The following is a 21,520-nucleotide window of genomic DNA, read 5'->3' on the forward strand; positions in this document are numbered from 1 at the left end:
GGCGGCGGCGTTGATCGGTTGAGGGTCGTGTTGCGCAGACCACAGGAAGAACCGGACAAAACGTCGAACCGCGCCCCAAAGGGCGCGGTTACGGTGACATGATCGTTATCCGGATTTGAGCATCCGCTGAGCGAACGCCAGAGGTGTTATGTCATGACAGTTCAGGGCATAAGGGTTTCGACCAGGGTCTCCTGGAGGCCGCCCAGCCAGAGGTACGCCATGACCATCGGCTTGCGCGGGTCCTCGTCGGGGAGTCGGTAGAGGAGGTCGGTGTCCTCCTCGTCCACGACGTCGAGCCGCGAACCGATGGCGAGGCGCAGGTCGTTCAGGGCGCGCAGCCACTGCTCGGACTGCGCGGTGGTCAGCTTGAGGACCGCTCCGCCGTCGCCGCCGAGGGTCAGTCGGTCCAGCGAGCGGATCACGGCGAGGGCGTTCTCGCGCTTGCCCGCACGCAGGTCGTTCTCGGTGAAGCGGCGGAACTCGGCGGAGTGGGCCTGCTGTTCCTCGGCCTGCTCGGGCGAGGAGGCCTCGACGCCGGGGCCGCTGTAGGCGTCGGGGAACAGGCGCTTGAGCACCGGGTCGCTCGGCGGCTCGCTGGGTCCCTCGGCGAAGAGCTCGGCGAGCGGGTCGGCGGAGGCGTTCTCCGCGGGGCCGGGACCGATGAGCTCCAGGAGCTGGACGGCGAGGGAGCGGATGATGGAGATCTCGACCTCGTCGAGCGCGACGGCCGCGCCGCCGCCGGGGAGCGGTTCGAAGTGTCCAGGCATGGAGTGAATTCGCTACTTCCGGTCCTGCAGGCGGTCGGTTGACAGGGGGCCGGCTACTTCCGGTCCTGCTGAAGGGTGGCCCACAGACCGTAGCCGTGCATGGCCTGCACGTCGCGCTCCATCTCCTCGCGCGTGCCGCTGGAGACGACGGCCCGGCCCTTGTGGTGGACGTCCATCATCAGCTTGGTGGCCTTGTCCTTGGAGTAGCCGAAGTACGTCTGGAAGACATACGTCACATAGCTCATGAGGTTGACCGGGTCGTTGTGGACGATCGTGACCCAGGGGACGTCCGGCTCGGGTACGGCGAAGACCTCCTCCGCCGACTCGGTCTTCTCGATCTCTAGAGGTGCGGGAGCCGTCACACGCCCATGCTGCCACCAGAGGGGGTCACCCGCACAAACGGACCCCCGAATAGGGGGCCGACACCCCGGGAATCACAGGGCTCCCAGAAATCGTCAAACTGACGAGATGGGGGTACGATCCCTGCCATGAACACAGCGGACCTTGGGCTGCCGGAAGAAGAAGGGCGCGAAGCGCTTCCCCAGAAGGACGGTGGCGGGCGACGGGTGGGCGTTCCTTCCACGGCGCTCTTCACGGACCAGTACGAGCTGACGATGCTGCAGGCCGCGCTCGCGGCCGGGACCGCCGAGCGGCGCTCGGTCTTCGAGGTCTTCACCCGGCGGCTGCCCGAAGGACGGCGCTACGGAGTCGTCGCGGGCACCGGACGCGTCCTCGACGCCGTCGAGAACTTCCACTTCGACGCGGACGTCCTCGGCTTTCTGCGCGAGCGCGGGATCGTGGACGAGCCGACTCTCGAGTGGCTCGCCTCGTACCACTTCGGCGGGGACATCTGGGGCTACCCCGAGGGCGAGGTGTACTTTCCGGGCTCTCCCCTCCTGCGGGTCGAAGGCAGCTTCGCGGAATGCGTGCTCCTGGAGACGGTGGTCCTCTCGATCCTCAACCACGACTCCGCCATCGCGGCGGCCGCCTCCCGGATGTCCTCCGCCGCGGGCGACCGGCCGCTGATCGAGATGGGCGCCCGGCGCACCCACGAACTGGCCGCGGTGGCCGCCGCGCGGGCCGCGTACATCGGCGGGTTCGCCACCACCTCCGACCTGGCCGCCGGTTTCCGCTACGGCATCCCGACCGTGGGCACCTCCGCGCACGCCTTCACCCTCCTGCACGACCACGAGCGGGACGCCTTCCGGGCCCAGGTGGACTCGCTGGGCCGCGGCACCACGCTGCTCGTGGACACCTACGACGTCGCCGAGGCGGTCCGCACGGCGGTCGAGGTCGCCGGGCCCGAGCTCGGCGCGGTGCGCATCGACTCCGGAGACCTGCTGCTCGTCGCCCACCGGGTGCGCCAGCAGCTGGACGAGCTGGGCGCGACCGGGACGAAGATCGTCGTGACCTCCGACCTCGACGAGTACGCCATCGCCTCGCTGGCGGCGGCGCCCGTGGACGCGTACGGCGTCGGCACCCAGCTGGTGACGGGATCCGGCCATCCGACCTGCTCCATGGTCTACAAGCTGGTCGCCCGCGCCGAGTCGGCCGACCCGAAGGCGCCGCTGGAGCCGGTGGCCAAGAGGTCCACGGGCGGCAAGACGTCCATCGGCGGCCGCAAGTGGGCCGCGCGGCGCCTGGACGAGCAGGGGGTCGCCGAGGCCGAGGTGATCGGCGTCGGGCCGGTGCCCGGCGAACTGGCCGACCAGCAGCTCCTGGTCCAGCTGATCAAGGGCGGACAGGTCCTGTCCCGCGAGCCGCTCGATGTCGTACGCGACCGGCACGCGGCTGCCCGCGCCCGGCTGCCACTGTCGGCGACCCAGCTGTCGCGCGGCGAGCCCGTGATTCCCACCGAATACATCTGAGGCGTGCGGGGCGGGTGGTGCGGGAGTGACGCCGCGCATGAACCTCCGGTGAGCGGGAATGCAACGGCAGCGTGCCCGCGCGGGCCGTGGAAGCCGAATTACCCCTCCCGCACAGCCCTCTAAGTCTCTAGGCTCGGAAGTTCAACGGCCGGGCCCGCACCCTTGTCTGCCGCACCCATAGCCGAAGGACACCGCCCATGCGCCGCGCCTTGATCGTCGTAGACGTGCAGAACGACTTCTGCGAGGGAGGCAGCCTCGCGGTGGCCGGGGGCGCCGACGTGGCCGCCGCGGTCACGGAGCTGATCGGGCAGGCCCCCGCCGGCTACCGGCATGTCGTCGCCACCCGGGACCTCCACATCGCGCCCGGGGGTCACTTCGCCGACAATCCCGACTATGTGCACTCCTGGCCCGCGCACTGCGTGGCCGGTACCGAAGGGGTGGGCTTCCACCCGAACTTCGCCCCCGCCGTCGCCTCCGGCGCGATCGACGCCGTCTTCGACAAGGGTGCCTACGCGGCGGCGTACAGCGGTTTCGAGGGCGCCGACGAGAACGGGGTGCCGCTGGGCGACTGGCTGCGTGCCCGCGGGATCGGCGAGGTGGACGTGGTCGGCATCGCGACCGACCACTGCGTCCGGGCGACCGCCCTGGACGCCGCGCGACAGGGCTTTCATACGACCGTCCTGCTCGACCTGACGGCCGGCGTGGCGGAGGAGACGACGGAGCGCGCCCTGGAGGAGCTGCGCGCCGCCGGAGTCGAGCTCACGGGCAAACCCGTGGTCTAGGACCTGTCCGGTCGATCACGGCGGAGACGCGGGGTAGGTCCTGGCCGGGACGGCCCGCGCGTCACACAGGGTCATACGACGTCACGTCCCGTCCGTCCGGGGCGTCACGGCTGCGGTGCCGGGCGTCTGAGCAGCGTCCTGATCGGGTGCCACAGCTCCTGGGGGAGCTCGGGGACACCGATGGCGGTGACGCCGGTGCCCGGGACGCCGACGTCGGGGGCCGTGCGCCATATGAGCCCGTCGGGATGGTGCAGGACCGCGGTGATCTCGTCGGGGGTGGGCGGGGCCGCGTTGCCCCGCAGGTAGACGGCGCGCAGGCCCAGGTTGCGCAGCCGGGTCAGGGCGCGGGCACGGTTCTGGGCGACGACCAGGAACCGCACGCAGCCGTAGCCGGAACCTGCCGGACTGGGCAGGTTCAGCGCCACTACGACGCTGCCGTTCGGCAATCTGCAGAAACCTCCTGCGGCCATGCGGTCACACCCCCGTGCGAGTCGTTGTCAATAAGCCGGGCACAGGACGCACCTAAACACGATCGGCGGCAACCCGCCAGGGGGTTGCCGCCGATACGCTTCTGACCTGCGGAAATGCTGACTACTTCACCGCAGGGCCGACCTTGAGGGAGATCGTGGAGCCGTCCTTGGCCTCCTTGACGATCTCGATCTTGGTGTTGGTGTCAGTGATCTTGACGCCGCCGGTCGGGTTCCGGTTGTCGTAGTAGTCGCTGGTGTGGTCGTTGAAGACCGACACCCCCTTCGACGACGGAATCTTCGTGGCGACGTCCGCGCTGTGCAGCGTGATGCCGTCCGTGCGGTACAGGCTGAACGGGGAGTCGTAGGCCTGGATGCGGTTGCGCATCAGCGTGCCGTTGTCCCACCACAGGGCCTTCGGGTGCGAGTCGACCGGAAGCGCGAGGCCGACACCCGGGTGCTGGCTGGTGTTGTTGTCCGCCTGCGAGGTGTCCCACTTCCAGATCAACAGGCCGTTCTGGTAGGCGTAGTGCTCCACCCAGTCCGGACGGGTCGTCGAGAAGCCGAAGTTGTACGGGCCGACCTTGAGGGTCTTGTCGTACGAGACGTACTGGCGGTTCTCCGCGAGGTAGTACTGCGCGTAGTCCTTGGTGAACGAGGCGCCGATGCGGGAGAAGCCGCTCGCGGTCCAAGCGGCGTCGGCCGTCTCGGCGTTGTCCGAGAAGAGCGCGGTGCCGTCCGCGGTGACGCCGATCTCGTCGGCCGCGAAGCCCTTCAACGCCACGCCGCCGTCGCTCTGGTAGCGGAAGCGGATGTCGATCTTCTTGCCCGCGTAGGCGTCGAGCGGGTACGCCAGCTTCTTGTACGCGTCGACCGTGCCGGTGAGGGCGGGCTTGTCACTGCCGTCGCGCGGGATGGCGGCGCCGTCCACCGTGCCGTCGAGAGCGGTCCAGTTGGCGCCGCCGTCGGTCGAGACCTCGGTGTAGAGGTAGTCGTAGCCCGCCTCGATGTCGTACCAGCCGTCGAGGGTCAGCGTCGCCGACGACTTGCCCGTGAGGTCCACGGACCGGGTCAGCGTGTTCTTCAGGTTGTCGCCGCTGCCGCTCCACCACTGGGCCGAGCCCTGCGCGGGGTTGACGACCGTGGTCGTGACCGCCTTGTCCGGCAGGCTGACGACGAGCGCCTGCTTGTTCCAGGTGTTGTACTCGGCGACGCCCAGCTTGTGCGTGGACTGCTTGCCGGCCTTGGCCGTGTCGTAGTTCAGCCAGCCCAGCTGGAGCTTGTCCCAGGCGTTGAAGTCGCCGGGGAGGTCGCCGATGGACTCCTTGCCGGTGCCGAGCCAGGAGCCCGAGGACATCAGGGTCCAGAAGCCGGTGGAGTTGTCGCCGCCGGCGGTGTCGTAGTGGTCCGGCAGACCGAGGTCGTGACCGTACTCGTGGGCGAAGACGCCGAGTCCGCCGTTCTCCGGCTGGATGGTGTAGTCGCCGACCCAGATGCCGGAGTCGCCGATCTGGGCGCCGCCGAGCTTGTTGTCGGCCGGGCCCGTGGCGCCCGCGTCCGTGCCGAACGCGTACCAGCGGTGGGCCCAGATCGCGTCGGTGCCCTGGACGCCGCCGCCCGCGGACTCGTCCTCACCGGCGTGCACGATCTGGAAGTGGTCGATGTAGCCGTCCGGCTCGTTGAAGTTGCCGTCGCCGTCGTAGTCGTAGCGGTCCCACTGGTCGAACTGCGCCAGGTCCGTCTTGATGGCGGCGTCGGACTTGCCGGCCGCCTTCTGCTGGGCGACCCAGGCGGTGACGCCGTCGCTGACGACGTTCCACACGCTCGGGCAGTTGGTGGAGCCGCAGGCGTCGTTGCCGTAACGGGCCTCGTTGTAGGGGACCTTGACCCAGTCGGCGACCTCGCCGTCCACCGAGTAGCGGCCCGAGGACTGCGTCTCGTAGAACTTCTTCATCGACTCGACGTTCTTGCCGGTGCCGAAGTAGAGGTCCTGGAAGTGCTTCTGGTTGTAATCCGCCTGCCAGGCCGTGCTGTTGTCCTTCTTGCGGTCCGGCTTGGCTATCTGGTTGTGCAGCGGGCCGGCGGTGCCACCGAACTTCGGGTCCGTCTTGTCGCCGAACTGGACGAGGATCGTGAAGATCTTGTCGGTCTTCTCGCGGCCCAGCTCGACGTACTTGCTGCTGCCCTTCTTGCTCTTCAGCTGGACAACCTGCGAACCGTTGCGGTTCTGCACCTTGGCGTCGCCGGATATCACCTGGTTCAACGCCTCTTGGTGCTGGGCGTTCTGGGTCTTGCTCAGCGGGCCGTCGAGGTCGTGGTCGACCGTGTTCCTGACCGGCTGCGGGTCGTGACGGTTCACGACGGGTGACGCGGCCGAGTCGGCCTGCGCCACCGCGTACGTCGAGAACGTGGCGGTGGCCGCCGCGAGGGCGACGCCCACCGCGGTTGCTCTGAACGTCCATGGCCTGTTGGTCACTTGATGTCCTCCCCCGCGTGCGTTCACGCGGAGGGGGTTCCGGGTCATGGAGGTCCGCGCGCGCAACGCGATTCAAGTGACGACATTCGACCGGAGTTACCAAAGAAAAGACAGATCTTGACTTGAACCTGGCAAGTGCATTATGCGAAGCCTACGTTCGGTATCCGGACGCCCCGAAACCCCCCAACAGGCGCGTCCGCGCGTCCACTTGATGGACGTGATGACTCCGTGCGCCCCCTGTGCACCGGCACCGTGGGTAAGGTCACGCTTACCGGACGTTCCACTCGGGCATGCAGGCGAATAGAGTCGATTGGCGAAGCGTCGGAAGTCGGCGGAAAGCCACGTCGACACCGTTGTCTCACCCCCGATTTCTATCCGCACCCTCCCCCATCGCGAGAGGCCCCGGGGGGAGAACCCCCATCCGAGGACACGATTGCCATGCCTCGTCCGACCGCCGCACAGCTCGCCTACGGTTCCTGCACCGTGATCTTCTCCACTCTCGCCATGCTGCTGCTGTCACAGACGAGTTCGAGCCTGGGGATCGTGCTGATCACCCTCTCGGCACTCGCTCTCGGACTGCTGGTGGCCATGACGGTCCCGCTGCCGAAGCCGGCGCCGTCCGCCGCCTCGGCCGTCATCCACGAGCGGGTGCCGGCGCAGCGCGAGACCGCGTCCGTCTCCGCCTCCTCCGTGCCCGAGCCGGTGCACGAACCCGCGGGGCCCTGAAGCGGCGCAGGCGAGCCTGCGGACCCCGGTACCCCAGCGGACCGGCGGACCGCCGGCGCCCCGGACGCTCCGACCTCGTACCCGAACGGCGGGCCCGTGAACCACGGGCCCGCCGTTCGCGTGTGCGCCGTCACCACCCCGGCCGACGTCGTCCGGCCCATGCCGTCCGGCCCACGTCGTCCGGCCGAATCACCCGGCCACCGTCACCCGGCGTCGACCACCACCGTCTTGGCCGCCTTGTCGTGCAGGCCCTGCTTGTAGGGCTTGTCGAAGAAGCTCCAGCCGCCCGCGATCGCCGTCCAGATGCAGGCGCAGCAGAACGCGAACGGAATCCACAGGACCAGGGCGCGGACCAGCGAGGTCTGCACGGAGGGCGTCGAGCCGTTGTCGAGGTTGGCGACGCGGTGGTTGAACAGCCGCTTGCCGAGGGTCTGTCCCGTCTTGCTGATCATCACGGTGTCGTAGGAGACGAAGAGCACGGCGACCACCAGGGACTGCCCGAGCGACTTGCTGTACTCGATCTTGTTCGAGTCCATGTTGTACTCGGTGACCCCGAACGCCCATGACAGCAGCCACGCCACGATGCCCACCAGGATCATGTCCAGGATCCTCGCCAGCACCCGCTTCCCGCTGTCCGCGAGCGGCGGCATCCCGGCGAGCGGATCGCCGCCGTAGGGACCGCCACCGCCGTAGGGGTCGCCGCCCCCCTCGTGCGGGCCGCCGCCTTCGCCGTAGGGGCCGCCGCCGCCGAACGGGGGCGGCTGACTGCCGTAGGGCGGGGTATGGCCGCCGGACGGAGGCGGCGGGTCGTACGGGGAACCCGTTCCCTCGCCGGGCGGGGGCTGCTTCTTGAACGGGTCGTCGTCCGGTGGCCGGCCGGGGCCCGGGGGCGGCGGTTCGCTGCTCATGGCCCGAGTCGACCGCGAACCCCCCGGCTCCGCATCCGGCGAAGGGCCGTCCGGGGGACGGGATTACCGGGTCGGCCCCGCCACGAAGGTGTGCGCCGCCTTGTCGTGCCAGCACTGGCCCCAGGGCTTGTCGAACAGGCACCACAGGAGGCCGACGAAACCGACGAGCAGCAGAGACGGCACGCTGAGGACGAGCCAGCGGCTCAGCGCCCGTCCGAAGGCCGGTGGTTCGTGACCCTCTATGTCGCGCACCTCGATGCCGCACAGCTTCTTGCCGAGCGTGCGGCCCCACTTGGCGGTGGGCAGGACGTCGTACAGGACGCCGAAGAGGAGCAGTACGGCGAGGATGGCGCCGAAGCAGGAGGCGGTCGTGCCGTCGACGAGCCAGACGGTGACCTTCTCGCCCGACAGCTTGGCCGCGTCGATCTTCTCGTTGACGTGGTCGACCGCCCTGGTGCCCAACGGCACGGCGGCCACCGCGGTCACACCGGCGAGGACGACGGTGTCCACCAGCCGGGCGGCCAGCCGTCTGCCGAGGCCGGCCGGACGGGCCGCCGACTGCCGGCGCGCGGCCGCCTGGAACACGTCGTCGACCGGCGGCTTCCACGGCGGGACCCGCTGCCCCTCCTCGGCCGGGTCGCCCGCGAGCTGGTGCACCTGCTGGGCCCAGGAGGGCTGGCCGCCGCCGGCCCCGGAGGCCATGGGCGCTGAGCCGCCGGGCTGTTGGGGGACGGCGGGGGCGGGAGCCGCCTGGGCGGCCTGCCCGGCTCCGAAGCCGCCGCCGGCCGGCGCACCGGAAGCGGTGGCTGCGCCGGACGGCCCGGACGCGGCAGGTGCGACCGCGGCGGACGGGGTGGACGCGCTCGGCGCAGCCGCCACCGGACCCGTGCTCCCGCCGCGCGCCCCGCTCTGCTGCTCCGTACGCGGGGAGGGCGCACGAAAAGCCCTGTCGCCGTCGGAGAGGACGGGGTCGGGGGCGCCGGGAGTGGTGGTGGAGTGTCCGGCCCCGGACTGCCCGGTGCCCGCGGCAGCCCCGGTCCCGGACCCGCCCCAGCCCTCGGCTCCGCCCGAACTCACGTCACCCGTACGGCTCGTACCGCCTGTACCGCTGGTGTCTTCCGCGCCCTCCGGCCCCGTGGGCGGCACCGGTCCCGTGGGGCGGCGGAAGACCACGGGGCCTCCGGACGCCGGGGGCCGGACGGCGCCGCCCGGGTCGGCGGGCGGAATCGTCGTCGTACCGTCCGTGCGCGCGGCCGCCCCGTCGGGCTGGGTCACCGCGTCGGTGGACCCCGCCGCACGCGGGACGCGCGGGTCGGGTCCCTGCGGCGCGCCCCAGGACACCCGGCGGTCCTGGTCGCCGCCGAACCCGGACTGCTGGGAGCGGTCGGCGCCCCACGCGGCGGCGGGCTCGGGCCGGCTGCCGTGCTGGGACTCGGCGCGGGTGGCGCGCTGGGGCTGCGGGTCCTCGTCGAAGAAGTGCGGACCCGTCTCCTCCGCGGCGGGGGTGCCTCCCTGCGCGCGCGAGGCCGACAACTCGGAGGAGGGTGCCGGAGCGGGCACACGCGCGGGGCGCACGCCGGCCGGCGGGGCGAGCGGCTCGCCGCCCGACGGCGCCGGGCGGCTCGTGCCCGGCACCCAGGCGGCACCGTTCCAGTACCGGACATATCCAGGAATGGAGGGGTCCGGGTAATACCCTTCGCGGGGCCTGTCGTCACCGGGGGCCGGGGTTGGGGCGCTCATGTCCGTCGTCCCGTATCTGCTCGGGGGTCGTGTTGGGGGTCCACATCTACCAGACCGGCGCACGCGTCACGGCCGGTCCCGCCGTACCCACTCCTTTCGGGCAAGGTTCCGCCACCTCTTGCGAGCGGACGTCCGAGGCTGTGCGCCCTGTGCCCGAAGAAGGGCGGAAGCGGGCCGGAAAGAATTCTCCGAACTCGCGTAATGGTTGCGGCGCGAGGCGCTCTCCACTCGTACGGGCCCATCGGAAGGAGCCCGTACGACGAAAGGAAGCGCATCGACATGCACACCGTGGTGGAACGAGAGCTGGAGCTCCAGCTGGTCCTGTCGCCCGAGCGCAGCATCCCTGTGCCTGCGCGCCTCAGTTACCGCGCCGACGACCCGTACGCCGTCGCTATCACCTTCCACATCGGCTCCGACCATCCCGTCAACTGGACGTTCGCCCGTGAACTGCTCGTCGAGGGGGTGTTCCGGCCGTGCGGCCACGGCGATGTGCGGGTGTGGCCGACGAAGGTCGGCGGCCGGAGTGTCGTCCTGATGGCGCTGAGCTCGCCGGACGGGGACGCGCTGCTCGAAGTGCCCGCGGCACAGATCTCGGCCTGGCTGGAGCGCACCCTCAGGGCGGTGCCTCCGGGCTCCGAGGCCGAAGGGCTCGGCATCGACGCCGGTCTGGCCGAGCTGCTCGCGCCGTCCCCCAGGCTCTCGGCCTCGCTCGACCAGGCGGGAGCGGTGTCGCCCGACGACCTGTGGCTGCGCGACCCGTGGCCGTCGGACGAGTCCGCGGACGGTGAGTAACCCTGACGCGACTCCGAGGACGGTGGGTGACCCTGACGCGACTCCGAGGACGGTGGGTGACCCTGACGCGACTCCGAGGACGGTGGGTGACCCTGACGGATCGACGGAAGGCGAACAGCTCTGCCGAGACGACGGACGGGGAGAAGCCCGGACGGGTCGGCAGTCGGTGACCAGCCCTGGGGTCTCAGAACAGCTTGCCCGGGTTCAGGAGGCCCAGCGGGTCGAACGCCGTCTTGATCGCCCGCTGCATCTCCACGCCCACCGGGCCGATCTCGCGGGCCAGCCACTCCTTCTTCAGCACGCCCACGCCGTGCTCGCCGGTGATCGTGCCGCCGAGTTCCAGACCGAGCGCCATGATCTCGTCGAAGGACTCGCGGGCGCGCCGGGACTCGTCGGGGTCGGTGGCGTCGAAGCAGACGGTGGGGTGCGTGTTGCCGTCGCCCGCGTGTGCGCAGACGCCGATGGTCAGGGCGTACTTCTCGGCGACGCGCTCGATGCCGTCGAGCATGTCGCCGAGCCGGGAACGCGGCACGCACACGTCGTCGATCATCGTGGTGCCCTTGACCGCTTCGAGTGCCGTGAGCGACAACCGCCTTGCCTGGAGGAGGAGTTCGGACTCGGCCGCGTCCTCGGCCGGGACCACCTGGGTCGCGCCGGCGGCCTCGCAGAGGGCGCCCACCAGCGCGAGGTCGGCCGCCGGGTCATGGGTGTCGAAGGCGGCGAGCAGCAGCGCCTCGGTGGTCTCCGGGAGGCCCATGTGCGCGAGGGCGTTGACGGCCTTGACGGTCGTACGGTCCATCAGTTCGAGGAGGGACGGCACATGGCCGCCCTCCATGATCCGGCAGACGGCGTCGCAGGCGGCCCGCGCCGACCCGAACTCGGCGGCCAGGACGAGCTGTTGGGGAGGCTGGGGCTTCAGCGCCAGGATCGCCCGTACGACGATGCCGAGCGAGCCCTCGGAGCCCACGAAGAGGCGGGTGAGGTCGTATCCGGCGACGCCCTTGGCGGTTCTGCGCCCGGTGGACATCAGCCGTCCGTCGGCGAGGACGACGTCCAGGCCGAGGACGTACTCGGCCGTCACCCCGTACTTCACGCAGCACAGGCCGCCGGAGGCCGTGCCGATGTTGCCGCCGATGGTGCACGTCTCCCAGCTGGAGGGGTCCGGCGGGTAGTACAGACCGTGTTCGCCCACGGCGCGGGAGAGCGCGGCGTTGACGACACCGGGTTCGACGACGGCGATGCGGTCGACCGGGTTGATCTCCAGGATGCGGTCCATCTTCACCAGCGACAGCACCACGCAGCCTTCGGTGGCGTTGGCCGCTCCGGACAGGCCGGTGCGGGCCCCCTGCGGGACGACCGGGACGCGCAGTTCGGTCGCGACGCGCATGATGTGCTGGACCTGCTCGACCGTGCGCGGCAGGACGACCACGGAGGGTGTGCCCGCCTCGCAGAAGCTCGCCATGTCGTTGGCGTAGGAGGCCGTGACGTCCGGGTCCGTGAGGACGGCCTCGGCCGGCAGACCGCTCAGCAGACGGTCGAGAAGGTTGCCGGTCGCTTCGTCGCGCGGCGCTTCGATACGGCTCATGATCACAGCGTCGCACCCGGGGCCATCGGTGTGAACCCCATCCGCGCGAGGCTTCGCATGCGGGGGCTCGGTCTTCGTATTGACGCACAGTGAACGGCATGGAGATCGAAGAGCGACAACCGGTGCCCGCCGGGTCCGGGCGCGCGGTGCCGGCCGGTCCGCGGCCCGAGGAGCCCGTCGGCGCGCAGTCCCCGGAGCCCTCCGGTCCGGGCCGCTCTCCGCTCGGGCGGCGCGCGCTGATCGGCGCGGTCGCCGGCTGTGTCGTGCTCGGCGGTGTGCTGGTGCTGCTGCCCTCGGACCCGGGCGGGGCGGCGCGGCCCGCCCCGGGTCCGGTGGCGCGGGCGGTGAGCGCGGTGGGAGCCGGGGTGCCCGCGGCGCTGCCCGATCTCGCCGCGCTGATCGACGACCGCGAGGCCCGGGTGCGGGCCCGTCCGCGCGACGACGTGTCGTGGGCGGTGCTCGGCGTCGCGTACACGGAGCAGGCGCGGCGGACGGCGGCGGCCGCGTACTACCCGAAGGCCGAGAAGGCGCTGCGCACCTCGCTGAGCGTGCGGCCGAAGGACAATGTGGCGGCGTTGGAAGGGCTCGCCTCTCTCGCCGCCACGCGGGGGGACTTCCGGGCCGCGAAGCAGTGGGGCGAGGCGGCGGTGAAGCTGTCTCCGAAGCGGTGGACGACGTATCCGACGCTCATCGACGCGTACAGCGGGCTCGGTGACTACAAGGCCGTGGCCAAGGCCCTCGACAAGCTGCTCGCCCTGCGTTCCGGGCCGGCGGCACGGGCCGTCGCGGCGCGCGTGTACCGGGACCGCGGCCGGCGCGAGGACGCCGCGGCGGCGATCTCGGACGCGGCGGCGGGCGCGGCGACCCCCTCGGAACAGGCGGCATTCCTCCAGCAGGCCGGAGATCTCGCGTGGGAACGCGGTGACTGCCAGGAGTCCCTGGACCACTACCGGGCCGCGGTGAACACCGACGCCGACGCGTACGACGCACTGGCCGGGCAGGGGCGCGCGCTGGTGGCGCTGGGGCGCACGTCGGAGGCGCTGCGGGCGTACCGGGCGGCGCTCGCCAAGCGGCCCACGGCGCGTTACGCGCTGGAGCTGGGCGAGCTGTACGAGAAGCTGGGGCTCGGCGGGGCCGCGCGCGTGCAGTACGACCTGCTGCGGGAGCTGGTGCGGCGGGAGAGCGCCGAGGGTGTGGACGACGAGCTGGTCCTCGGGCTCCTGGAGGCGGACCACGGCGATCCGCAGGCGGCGGTGCGGGCGCTGCGCGCCGAGTGGCAGCGGCAGCCCGGCATCGCGGTGGCGGACGCGCTGGGCTGGGCGCTGCACCGCGCCGGGGACGACAGGGAGGCCCTCGGCTTCGCCGTACGGGCCACGGACGCCGAGCACGGGGGCGGTGTGCGCAGCGCGTTGTACGCGTATCACCGGGGGCAGATCGAGCGTGATCTGGGGCTGTCCGGCCCGGCCCGCCGGCATCTCGCCGAGGCGTTGCGGATCAACCCCTACTTCTCTCCGCTGCTGGTGCCCGCGGCTCAGCAGGCCCTGGCGGCGCTGGGCGAGCCACCGGCCGGGGGCCCGCCGGAGCCGGCGGGTGAACCGGACGGGTCCGAGCAGTCCGGGTCGTCCGAGGAGTCCGACGAATCGGCGGGGGCGCCGGGCGCGGCCGGGGCTCGCGAGACGGCGGAGTCGTCGCCCGGGTCCGGCTCTTCCGGCCCGGCTGCCCCGTCGACCGCGCCGGGGCAGCAGTCGGCTCCCGCCGCGAGGCCTTCCGCGGCGCGGTGAACGCCGGAGCACGTGTGGCCGGTGGAGGCAGGGACAAGCGAGTCTCCGGCCCGGGGCACGCGTCCCCCGGACCCGGGGACCCGTGTGTCGACCCCGGGAACCCGTGTGCCGGTAGCCCCGGGAACAGGTGTGTCCGGTGGACGCCGCCGTGGCGTTCACCGGACACGTGAGGACCGACCGGCCGGACCGGCCGGCCCTCAGGAGCTGCCCATTCTACGGGTTCAGAGGTTGCCGCGCTTCTCCTGCTCGCGCTCGATCGCCTCGAAGAGGGCCTTGAAGTTGCCCTTGCCGAAGCCCATCGAGCCGTGCCGCTCGATCATCTCGAAGAAGACGGTCGGACGGTCCTGGACCGGCTTGGTGAAGATCTGGAGCAGATAGCCGTCCTCGTCGCGGTCGACGAGGATCTTCAGTTCGCGCAGGGTGTCGACGGGGACGCGGGTGTCGCCTGCCCACTCGCCGAGGGTGTCGTAGTAGGAGTCGGGGGTGTCGAGGAACTGGACCCCGGCCGCGCGCATGGCCCGCACGGTCCGGACGATGTCGTTCGTGTTCAGCGCGATGTGCTGGACGCCCGCGCCGCCGTAGAACTCCAGGTACTCGTCGATCTGGGACTTCTTCTTGGCGATGGCGGGCTCGTTGATCGGGAACTTGACCTTGAGCGTGCCGTCGGCGACGACCTTCGACATCAGCGCGCTGTACTCGGTCGCGATGTCGTCGCCCACGAACTCCTTCATGTTCGTGAAGCCCATGACCTTGTTGTAGAAGGCGACCCACTCGTTCATCCGGCCGAGCTCGACGTTGCCGACGCAGTGGTCGATGGCCTGGAAGGTGCGCTGGGCGGGCGGTTCGACGATCGGTGCGGCGGCCACGTACCCGGGCAGGTAGGGGCCGTCGTAGCCGGTCCGCTCGACGAGCGTGTGGCGGGTCCTGCCGTACGTGGCGATCGCGGCGAGGACGACCGTGCCGTTCTCGTCCTTCATCTCGTACGGCTCGGCGATCGAGGTGGCGCCGTGCTCGACGGCGTACGCGTACGCGGCGCGCGCGTCCGGGACCTCGATGGCGAGGTCGACGACGCCGTCGCCGTGCTCCGCCACGTGCTCGGCCAGGAAGTGGCCCCAGGCGGTGGCGGGCTTGATCACCGAGGTGAGGACGAAGCGCGCCGAGCCGTTCTCGAGGACGTACGACGCCGTCTCACGGCTGCCGTTCTCCGGTCCGGAGTAGGCGACGAGCCGCATGCCGAAGGCCGTGGAGTAGTAGTGCGCGGCCTGCTTGGCGTTGCCGACGGCGAAGACGACCGCGTCCATTCCCTTGACCGGGAAGGGGTCGGCCTGCCGGGCGGTGTCGGGAGTGTCGTGTGTGGTCTGCGTCATGGCCGCAGACTCCCTCCGTTCCGCAAGGTGCGCAATAGTTCGCCTGTCGACTGAACAATGTGTGCAGTGAGAGACCCGGAGTGGCGGGCTTTCTGTACATGATGACCATCTCGGAGGCCCGCATGGCGATCGATCATCTGGACGGGCGGCTGCTCGTGCTGCTGGCGAAGGAGCCGCGCATCGGGGTCCTGGAGATGTCGCGGCGGCTCGGGGTCGCGCGGGGAACGGTGCAGGCGCGGCTGGACCGGCTTCAGTCGAACGGAGTCATCCGGGGGTTCGGTCCACAGGTCGACCCGGCGGCGCTCGGCTATCCGGTCACGGCGTTCGCCACGCTCCAGATCCGGCAGGGACAAGGCGCGGACGTACGCGCCCACTTGGCGACCGTGCCCGAGGTGCTGGAGCTGCACACCACCACCGGCAGCGGGGACATGCTGTGCCGTCTCGTGGCCCGCTCGAACGCCGATCTCCAGCGTGTGATCGACCGGGTCGTCGGTTTTGACGGCATCGTCCGGGCGTCCACGGCGATCGTCATGGAGAACCCGGTTCCGCTGCGGATCATCCCGCTCGTGGAACAGGCGGCGACCGAGCACTGAACCGAACTGTCGTCGCCAAAGGCGACCCCCCTGGCCCGCGCTGTCGAAGTCGGACCCGAGCGCGGTCACCCCGTGCGGGGAGAGCGAGTTCGCCAACCGGGCCGACGGCGCCGAGGTCATCGAGCCGGTGACGAAGAGGCTGAACGACACGGTGGCACAGGATCTGAACGCGAAGATCGACGTACAGGGCCGGGACCCGCACGAGGTGGCGCCGAGCTGGATGACCATGACCTCGGAAGGCTTCGTCGAGCAGGACTGAACCGGCGTGCGCCGCCGGGCCGGTGGGCCTGATCCAAAGAAGTGGTTGCAAAGAAGTGGTTGCAAGGGGTTCTTTGCAACGCTATCTTTGTACACATGACGGAGCAGCCACCGCCTCCCCCGCTTCCCGCGCTTCCCCCGGAAGCCCCTGACCCGCCGCAGCCACCCCTGCCGCCCGAACCCCCACGGAACCGTCGCCTCGACGCGCGCTCCCTGCGCGGCCTCGCCCATCCCCTGCGCATGGAGCTGCTGAGCAGCCTCCGCCAGAAGGGGCCGGCCACCGCGTCGATGCTCGCCGAGCGGCTGGGCGAGTCCAGCGGAGCGACCAGCTACCACCTGCGGCAGCTCGCCGCGCATGGTTTCGTCGAGGACGCGCCGGAGCGGGGCAAGGGGCGGGAGCGCTGGTGGCGGGCGGTCGACCAGGGTCTGGACTTCGGCGAGGACCTGTTCAAGGACCCGGACCCGGCGGTGCGCGGGGCGGTCGACACGTTCCTGCACGAGGTCGCCACCACTCACGCCCGTGAACTGTCGACCTGGCTGGGAACCCGGGACGACTGGTCCGACAAGTGGGCCCGCGCCCACGACATGAGCGACTTCACGATGCGTCTGACGCCGGCGCAGTCCCAGGAACTCATCCAGAAGATGCACGACCTGCTCGACAGCTACTGCGCCGTCGAACGCCCGGAGGACGACCCCGAGGCGGCGCAGGTGCGCTTCCACACGCACGTGTTCCCGCAGGCCTCCGACTGATCCGCTCGGTCAGGTGCCGCGCGGTGCCCGCTCGGCCCGCGCGGCCCGCTCAGTCGGACAACTCGCACGACCCGCACGACCCGCACGACCACATCGACTCGATCACACCGAAGAGAGGTCACTCTGATGCATCCGGACACCTGCCTCCAGCTGCAGAACGTGCGCGCCGCCGACCTGCGGGCGGAGGCGGACGCGTACCGGCTCACGGCCGAGACCAAGAACCCCGGCCCGCTGCGCGCCCGCGTCGGCTGGACCCTCGTTGAGGTCGGCCTCCGCCTGGCCTCCGCGCCGAGGCCGGCCGCCGCCTGCTAGCAGCTCGGAACCGAGCCCCTGTCCTTCTCCAGGGCCACCAGGGCGTTCACCGCGCCCTGAAGAGTGGTCACCGGGACCAGCCGGAGCCCCTTCGGCAGCTCCGCCTTCGCGTCCGAGCACTCCGCCTTCGGAACCAGGAACACGGTCGCGCCGTCGCGGCGGGCCGCCTGGGTCTTGAGGCTGACGCCACCGACCGCACCGACCTTGCCGTCGGCGTCGATCGTCCCCGTACCCGCGATGACACGGCCGCCCGTGAGGTCGCCGCCGCTGCCGTCGCCGTCCAGTTTGTCGATGATGCCGAGCGAGAAAAGCAGCCCGGCGCTCGGTCCGCCGACGTCGGCGAGCTTGAGGGTGACCTTCACGTCGCCCTTCTCGTGCAGGTAACCGAGTGCCGCCTCGGTGGCGGTGTCCTGGGACTGCTTCATCTCGTTCGCGTTGTGCTGCTCGATCTCCTTGACGCTGCCGCCGCCCGGGTAGACCGAGTCACGGGGCATCACGGCCTTGTCCGCGGCGAACCAGCCGCTGAGCACATCGCCGAGGGAGACGTTCGCGTCCGGGCCGGTGGCCTCGATCGTCGTCATCCGCAGCTGTCCCTTGGTGTCCCGGGTGGGCGCACCGCTGATCGTGATCACCGGGTCGCCCTTGTTCTCGCCGAGGACGTTCGCCGTCAGGCCGGGCTGCGCCAGGGAGAAGGGCAGCGGCGCGAACACCGCCGTGGCGAGCAGAGCCACGACGGGGAGGGCGCAGACGGCGACGGCCTTGGGGCGCGTGAGGCGAGAGAGCACGGGCTCAATCTAACGTCACCGCCCGGCGAGACCTCCGTACAGGTCCCGCGGAAGGGTCCTGCACCGGGCCGGGTGCCACGAGGTGCCGGGGGCGGGCCATGGGAGCGGAGGCGTACGGGCCGACCACCGGAGGCTGGGGACCGGAGGCCGGACGCGGACGCGCCAGGGATCGGAGCCACGCGTGGTCGGCGACCTCGGGGCGGGTCAGCGCAAGGCGTCCGCGACCTCTCGGGCCGCGTCGACCACGCGCGGGCCCACCCGCTCCGGTACGGCGTCGGCCAGCATGACGACACCCACGCTGCCCTCGACCCCCGTCACCCCGATCAGCGGCGCCGCGGCCCCGCTCGCGCCCGCCTCCAACTCCCCGTGGGTGAGCGTGTATCCGGGCTCTCCCACCGGTGCCTGCCGGGCGGCGAGGATCGCGCGGCCCGCGGCCCCCCGGTCCAGGGCGTGCCGGAAACCGGCGCGGTAGGCCACGTGGTAGTCCGTCCACGTCGGCTCGACGACGGCGACGGCGAGCGCCTCCGTCCCGTCGACCAGCGTCAGATGAGCTGTCGCCCCTATGTCCTCGGCCAGGGCTCGCAGCGCGGGCAGCGCGGCCTCCCGCACCAGGGGATGCACCTGGCGGCCCAGGCGCAGCACGCCGAGCCCGACCCGGGCACGGCCGCCCAGATCACGGCGTACGAGGGCGTGCTGCTCCAGCGTGGCGAGCAACCGGTACACCACGGTCCGGTTGACGCCCAGTTTGTTCGAGAGTTCGGTGACGGTCAGCCCGTGATCCGTATCGGCGAGCAACTTGAGGACACGCAGTCCCCGGTCGAGCGTCTGAGAGGTCTCCGCGGTCACGACGCCCACTCCTTAGTGGTGAGGTCGACGGCCCCCTCACGGCGGATGCGGCACCGAGTCCCTTCGGCGACGCGCTTCAGAGGCCGCCGGTCGGCTGGCGGCCCGGGCTCTTCCCGGGCGCAGTCGCTTCACGGCTGCGCTCCGCGGCGGCGCTGCCACGGGGCGTGTGCGTAGCGGGACAGTAGCGAGCCGGTCCGCTCAGCGGAAGTCTCCGTCCAGAATCCGGGCATCCGCTGGTACGGACTGATTCCGTTTGTCCCAGAACGTGGGGCGCGCGCCACGCGGCGTACACCGCCCGTGCACGCAGCGCACAGGCCGCCGCGCGCGCCTCCCGGGACAGAACGCGCCCCCTCGGTACGGCTTCGGCACCCCGTGCCACGGGTTCCGGATACCACCGGTTCCGGAGGTAACCGGTTCCCCATGTCACCCCGACCGATGGACGCCTGTGCCTGCGCGCCGGTTCCCGAAATCACCGACTTCCTGAAACCACCGCATTGCCGCATTGGGATGTCCCCACGTCCGGACATCGCCACGTCCGGAAGTCACCACGTCCGGACATCACCCGGTCCGCAAGCCACTCCGTTCGAACGTCACCGCATCCGGGTGGCCCACTCCTGGACCTTGGCGATCCGCTGCCGGAGCTGTCCGGCCGTCGCCTCCGCGCTCGGCGGGCCGCCGCAGACGCGGCGCAGCTCGGTGTGGATCACGCCGTGCGGCTTGCCGCTCTGGTGGACGTACGCGCCGACCATGGTGTTGAGCTGCTTGCGCAGTTCCAGCATCTCCTTGTGGGAGACCACGGGACGGCGCTCGGCGGGAAGTTCGAGGAGATCCGCCTCCTCGTCCGGCTTCCTGCGGCTGTGCGCGATCTGCCGGGCCTGCCGCTTCTGGAGCAGCAGTTGGACCTGGTCGGGTTCGAGGAGCCCGGGGATGCCGAGGTAGTCCTGTTCCTCCGCGCTTCCCGGGTGGGCCTGCATGCCGAACTCGGCACCGTCGTACAGGACCCGGTCGAAGACGGCCTCGGACTCCAGCGCCTCGAAGGAGAACTGCTCCTGCTCGCCGGTGTCCTCGTCCTGCTCCTTGTTCGCCTCCTCCATCTCCTGCTCGGATTCGGCGTACGGGTCCTCCTCGCCCTCCTTCTTGGGCTTGTCGAGGGCGTGGTCGCGCTCGACCTCCATCTCGTTGGCGAAGGTGAGGAGGTCGGGGACGGTCGGCAGGAACACGGACGCGGTCTCGCCGCGCCTGCGGGACCGTACGAAACGGCCGACGGCCTGGGCGAAGAAGAGGGGGGTCGAGATGGTGGTGGCGTACACACCGACGGCCAGGCGCGGCACGTCGACGCCTTCGGACACCATGCGGACGGCGACCATCCACCGGTCCTCGCTCGCGGCGAAGTCGTCGATGCGGTTCGAGGCCCCGGTGTCGTCGGACAGCACGAGCGTCGCCTTGGTGCCGGTGATCTCGCGGATCAGCTTGGCGTAGGCGCGGGCCGATTCCTGGTCGGAGGCGATGACGAGCGCCCCGGCGTCCGGGATGCCCTTGCGGACCTCGGTGAGCCGCTGGTCGGCGGCGCGCAGCACGCTCGGCATCCACTCGCCGCGCGGGTCGAGCGCGGTGCGCCAGGCCTGGCTGATGGCGTCCTTGGTCATCGGCTCGCCGAGCCGGGCGGCGATCTCGTCCCCCGCCTTGGTGCGCCAGCGCATGTTGCCGCTGTAGGAGAGGAAGATGACGGGCCGCACGACGTGGTCGGCCAGGGCGTTCCCGTACCCGTACGTGTAGTCGGCCGAAGAGCGCCGGATCCCGTCCTTCCCCTCCTCGTACGTGACGAAGGGGATGGGGTTGGTGTCGGACCGGAAGGGCGTACCCGTGAGCGCGAGCCGGCGGGTGGCCGGCTCGAACGCCTCCAGACAGGCCTCGCCCCACGACTTGCTGTCACCGGCGTGGTGGATCTCGTCGAGGATGACGAGGGTCTTGCGCTGCTCGGAGCGGTTGCGGTGCAGCATCGGCCGCACACCGACACCGGCGTACGTCACGGCGACGCCCTGGTACTCCTTGCTGAGCGGCCCGGCGCTGTACTCGGGATCGAGCTTGATCCCTATCCGCGCGGCCGCCTCGGCCCACTGCTTCTTCAGGTGCTCGGTCGGCGCGACGACGGTCACCTGCTGCACGATGTGGTGGTGCAGCAGCCAGGACGCGAGGGTCAGCGCGAACGTCGTCTTGCCGGCGCCGGGGGTGGCTACAGCGAGGAAGTCGCGCGGCTGCTCCTGGATGTACCTCTCCATCGCCCCCTGCTGCCAGGCACGCAGCTTGTTGGCGGTGCCCCAGGGGGCTCGGCCGGGGAAGGCGGGCGAGAGGTGATGCGAGTGCGTGGAGGCGCTGGCGGCGGTGGTAGTCACGGTCTCCGGTCTGGGTGTCGATTGGGAGCGTCCGGGTCCGCGCGGCGCGTCAGATGTGGCGTGACGGGAGGCCTGCGGGCGGCTCGGCTACGTATGACAACCGGGCCACCCTACCGGCGCCCGGCTCACGACGACGCGCGGACGAGGCCGCGGCACCCGTGGATGGGACTGACGTCACAGACCGCGCGGTGGCCCCGCGACCACCCCGGTTCCCCCTGTGTCCCCGCCGTCCCGTCGATGACCAGCCCGTACGCGGCGGCCCTGATCAAGGCCGCCCGGAACAGGACTGCCGGGGGCGCCCGCCGGAAACGGCGCGGTCGGAAC

General features: G+C 71.0%; 19 protein-coding genes and 1 pseudogene. 9 read left to right on the forward strand and 11 right to left on the reverse strand.

Annotation, left to right across the window (positions count from 1 at the left end; translation table 11 throughout):
- Positions 1 to 161: 161 nt before the first annotated feature.
- On the reverse strand, positions 162 to 767 hold the full coding sequence (locus tag ACZ4N5_RS30910) for a DUF2017 domain-containing protein (RefSeq protein WP_467760335.1): 606 nt from the start codon (positions 765 to 767) through the stop codon (positions 162 to 164).
- Positions 768 to 820: 53 nt separating this feature from the next.
- Positions 821 to 1,129 carry an ATP-dependent Clp protease adapter ClpS gene (clpS, locus tag ACZ4N5_RS30915; protein WP_355848856.1) on the reverse strand — a complete coding sequence of 103 codons (309 nt, stop codon included), beginning with the start codon at positions 1,127 to 1,129 and terminating at the stop codon, positions 821 to 823.
- Between the two features lie 126 nt (positions 1,130 to 1,255).
- Here clpS and ACZ4N5_RS30920 point away from each other — a divergent pair, with 126 nt between their 5' ends.
- Together ACZ4N5_RS30920 and ACZ4N5_RS30925 are read left to right on the forward strand one after the other, a co-directional pair.
- Positions 1,256 to 2,635: a nicotinate phosphoribosyltransferase gene (locus ACZ4N5_RS30920; protein WP_467760336.1), complete on the forward strand. Its 1,380-nt coding sequence runs from the start codon at positions 1,256 to 1,258 to the stop codon at positions 2,633 to 2,635.
- Positions 2,636 to 2,832: 197 nt separating this feature from the next.
- Complete coding sequence (locus ACZ4N5_RS30925) at positions 2,833 to 3,417, forward strand: isochorismatase family protein (protein WP_467760337.1); 585 nt, start codon at positions 2,833 to 2,835, stop codon at positions 3,415 to 3,417.
- 104 nt (positions 3,418 to 3,521) lie between these two features.
- Here ACZ4N5_RS30925 and ACZ4N5_RS30930 read toward each other — a convergent pair whose 3' ends face one another.
- Together ACZ4N5_RS30930 and ACZ4N5_RS30935 are read right to left on the reverse strand one after the other, a co-directional pair.
- Positions 3,522 to 3,887, reverse strand: coding sequence for a hypothetical protein (locus ACZ4N5_RS30930; RefSeq protein ID WP_467760338.1), 366 nt, complete (start codon positions 3,885 to 3,887; stop codon positions 3,522 to 3,524).
- A gap of 121 nt (positions 3,888 to 4,008) precedes the next feature.
- Positions 4,009 to 6,360: an immune inhibitor A domain-containing protein gene (locus tag ACZ4N5_RS30935; RefSeq protein ID WP_467760339.1), complete on the reverse strand. Its 2,352-nt coding sequence runs from the start codon at positions 6,358 to 6,360 to the stop codon at positions 4,009 to 4,011.
- A 438-nt stretch (positions 6,361 to 6,798) separates the two neighbouring features.
- Between ACZ4N5_RS30935 and ACZ4N5_RS30940 the strand changes: the two genes are divergently transcribed.
- Positions 6,799 to 7,086 carry a hypothetical protein gene (locus ACZ4N5_RS30940; RefSeq protein ID WP_467760340.1) on the forward strand — a complete coding sequence of 96 codons (288 nt, stop codon included), beginning with the start codon at positions 6,799 to 6,801 and terminating at the stop codon, positions 7,084 to 7,086.
- A 203-nt stretch (positions 7,087 to 7,289) separates the two neighbouring features.
- Here ACZ4N5_RS30940 and ACZ4N5_RS30945 read toward each other — a convergent pair whose 3' ends face one another.
- Positions 7,290 to 7,994 (reverse strand): RDD family protein, encoded by a 705-nt coding sequence (locus ACZ4N5_RS30945; RefSeq protein ID WP_467760341.1) that lies wholly within the window; start codon positions 7,992 to 7,994, stop codon positions 7,290 to 7,292.
- A gap of 63 nt (positions 7,995 to 8,057) precedes the next feature.
- A complete protein-coding gene (locus ACZ4N5_RS30950) occupies positions 8,058 to 9,734 on the reverse strand; it encodes an RDD family protein (RefSeq protein ID WP_467760342.1) in 1,677 nt (558 codons plus the stop codon).
- A 279-nt stretch (positions 9,735 to 10,013) separates the two neighbouring features.
- Between ACZ4N5_RS30950 and ACZ4N5_RS30955 the strand changes: the two genes are divergently transcribed.
- The gene (locus ACZ4N5_RS30955) at positions 10,014 to 10,526 is read left to right on the forward strand and encodes an SsgA family sporulation/cell division regulator (RefSeq protein ID WP_467760343.1); all 513 of its coding nucleotides are present in this window, start codon (positions 10,014 to 10,016) and stop codon (positions 10,524 to 10,526) included.
- A 184-nt stretch (positions 10,527 to 10,710) separates the two neighbouring features.
- Here the strand turns inward: ACZ4N5_RS30955 and ACZ4N5_RS30960 are convergent, their stop codons facing one another.
- The gene (locus tag ACZ4N5_RS30960; RefSeq protein WP_467760344.1) at positions 10,711 to 12,117 is read right to left on the reverse strand and encodes an FAD-binding oxidoreductase; all 1,407 of its coding nucleotides are present in this window, start codon (positions 12,115 to 12,117) and stop codon (positions 10,711 to 10,713) included.
- Between the two features lie 92 nt (positions 12,118 to 12,209).
- Here ACZ4N5_RS30960 and ACZ4N5_RS30965 point away from each other — a divergent pair, with 92 nt between their 5' ends.
- Positions 12,210 to 13,892: a tetratricopeptide repeat protein gene (locus ACZ4N5_RS30965; protein ID WP_467760345.1), complete on the forward strand. Its 1,683-nt coding sequence runs from the start codon at positions 12,210 to 12,212 to the stop codon at positions 13,890 to 13,892.
- Between the two features lie 221 nt (positions 13,893 to 14,113).
- Here ACZ4N5_RS30965 and hppD read toward each other — a convergent pair whose 3' ends face one another.
- Positions 14,114 to 15,259 carry a 4-hydroxyphenylpyruvate dioxygenase gene (gene hppD, locus ACZ4N5_RS30970; RefSeq protein ID WP_467760346.1) on the reverse strand — a complete coding sequence of 382 codons (1,146 nt, stop codon included), beginning with the start codon at positions 15,257 to 15,259 and terminating at the stop codon, positions 14,114 to 14,116.
- A gap of 122 nt (positions 15,260 to 15,381) precedes the next feature.
- On the opposite strand from hppD, the gene ACZ4N5_RS30975 reads away from it, so the two are divergent.
- From ACZ4N5_RS30975 to ACZ4N5_RS30990, 4 genes and pseudogenes are all read left to right on the forward strand, one after another.
- Positions 15,382 to 15,852 carry an Lrp/AsnC family transcriptional regulator gene (locus ACZ4N5_RS30975; protein WP_355848980.1) on the forward strand — a complete coding sequence of 157 codons (471 nt, stop codon included), beginning with the start codon at positions 15,382 to 15,384 and terminating at the stop codon, positions 15,850 to 15,852.
- A gap of 37 nt (positions 15,853 to 15,889) precedes the next feature.
- A pseudogene (locus ACZ4N5_RS30980) lies at positions 15,890 to 16,111 on the forward strand (glycine betaine ABC transporter substrate-binding protein); the annotation flags it as partial.
- 95 nt (positions 16,112 to 16,206) lie between these two features.
- Complete coding sequence (locus ACZ4N5_RS30985) at positions 16,207 to 16,860, forward strand: ArsR/SmtB family transcription factor (RefSeq protein WP_467760347.1); 654 nt, start codon at positions 16,207 to 16,209, stop codon at positions 16,858 to 16,860.
- Between the two features lie 126 nt (positions 16,861 to 16,986).
- On the forward strand, positions 16,987 to 17,172 hold the full coding sequence (locus ACZ4N5_RS30990) for a hypothetical protein (RefSeq protein WP_467760348.1): 186 nt from the start codon (positions 16,987 to 16,989) through the stop codon (positions 17,170 to 17,172).
- Here the strand turns inward: ACZ4N5_RS30990 and ACZ4N5_RS30995 are convergent.
- The 3 genes from ACZ4N5_RS30995 to ACZ4N5_RS31005 form a co-directional block, all read right to left on the reverse strand.
- Complete coding sequence (locus ACZ4N5_RS30995; RefSeq protein WP_467760349.1) at positions 17,169 to 17,957, reverse strand: YlbL family protein; 789 nt, start codon at positions 17,955 to 17,957, stop codon at positions 17,169 to 17,171. The genes ACZ4N5_RS30990 and ACZ4N5_RS30995 overlap by 4 nt on opposite strands.
- Positions 17,958 to 18,161: 204 nt before the next feature.
- Positions 18,162 to 18,803, reverse strand: coding sequence for an IclR family transcriptional regulator (locus ACZ4N5_RS31000; RefSeq protein WP_261708962.1), 642 nt, complete (start codon positions 18,801 to 18,803; stop codon positions 18,162 to 18,164).
- Positions 18,804 to 19,393: 590 nt separating this feature from the next.
- Positions 19,394 to 21,196, reverse strand: a complete 1,803-nt coding sequence (locus ACZ4N5_RS31005) for a DEAD/DEAH box helicase (protein WP_467760350.1) — start codon at positions 21,194 to 21,196, stop codon at positions 19,394 to 19,396.
- Positions 21,197 to 21,520: the final 324 nt, after the last annotated feature.

The sequence above is a fragment of the Streptomyces sp. NPDC026500 genome (assembly GCF_055567635.1).

Coding starts and splice junctions, on each gene's coding strand:
- ACZ4N5_RS30910 (WP_467760335.1), bottom strand. CDS start 767: ATGCCTGGACACTTCGAACCGCTCCCCGGCGGCGGCGCGGCCGTCGCG.
- ACZ4N5_RS30920 (WP_467760336.1), top strand. CDS start 1,256: ATGAACACAGCGGACCTTGGGCTGCCGGAAGAAGAAGGGCGCGAAGCG.
- ACZ4N5_RS30925 (WP_467760337.1), top strand. CDS start 2,833: ATGCGCCGCGCCTTGATCGTCGTAGACGTGCAGAACGACTTCTGCGAG.
- ACZ4N5_RS30930 (WP_467760338.1), bottom strand. CDS start 3,887: ATGGCCGCAGGAGGTTTCTGCAGATTGCCGAACGGCAGCGTCGTAGTG.
- ACZ4N5_RS30940 (WP_467760340.1), top strand. CDS start 6,799: ATGCCTCGTCCGACCGCCGCACAGCTCGCCTACGGTTCCTGCACCGTG.
- ACZ4N5_RS30945 (WP_467760341.1), bottom strand. CDS start 7,994: ATGAGCAGCGAACCGCCGCCCCCGGGCCCCGGCCGGCCACCGGACGAC.
- ACZ4N5_RS30950 (WP_467760342.1), bottom strand. CDS start 9,734: ATGAGCGCCCCAACCCCGGCCCCCGGTGACGACAGGCCCCGCGAAGGG.
- ACZ4N5_RS30955 (WP_467760343.1), top strand. CDS start 10,014: ATGCACACCGTGGTGGAACGAGAGCTGGAGCTCCAGCTGGTCCTGTCG.
- ACZ4N5_RS30965 (WP_467760345.1), top strand. CDS start 12,210: ATGGAGATCGAAGAGCGACAACCGGTGCCCGCCGGGTCCGGGCGCGCG.
- hppD (WP_467760346.1), bottom strand. CDS start 15,259: ATGACGCAGACCACACACGACACTCCCGACACCGCCCGGCAGGCCGAC.
- ACZ4N5_RS30975 (WP_355848980.1), top strand. CDS start 15,382: ATGGCGATCGATCATCTGGACGGGCGGCTGCTCGTGCTGCTGGCGAAG.
- ACZ4N5_RS30985 (WP_467760347.1), top strand. CDS start 16,207: ATGACGGAGCAGCCACCGCCTCCCCCGCTTCCCGCGCTTCCCCCGGAA.
- ACZ4N5_RS30990 (WP_467760348.1), top strand. CDS start 16,987: ATGCATCCGGACACCTGCCTCCAGCTGCAGAACGTGCGCGCCGCCGAC.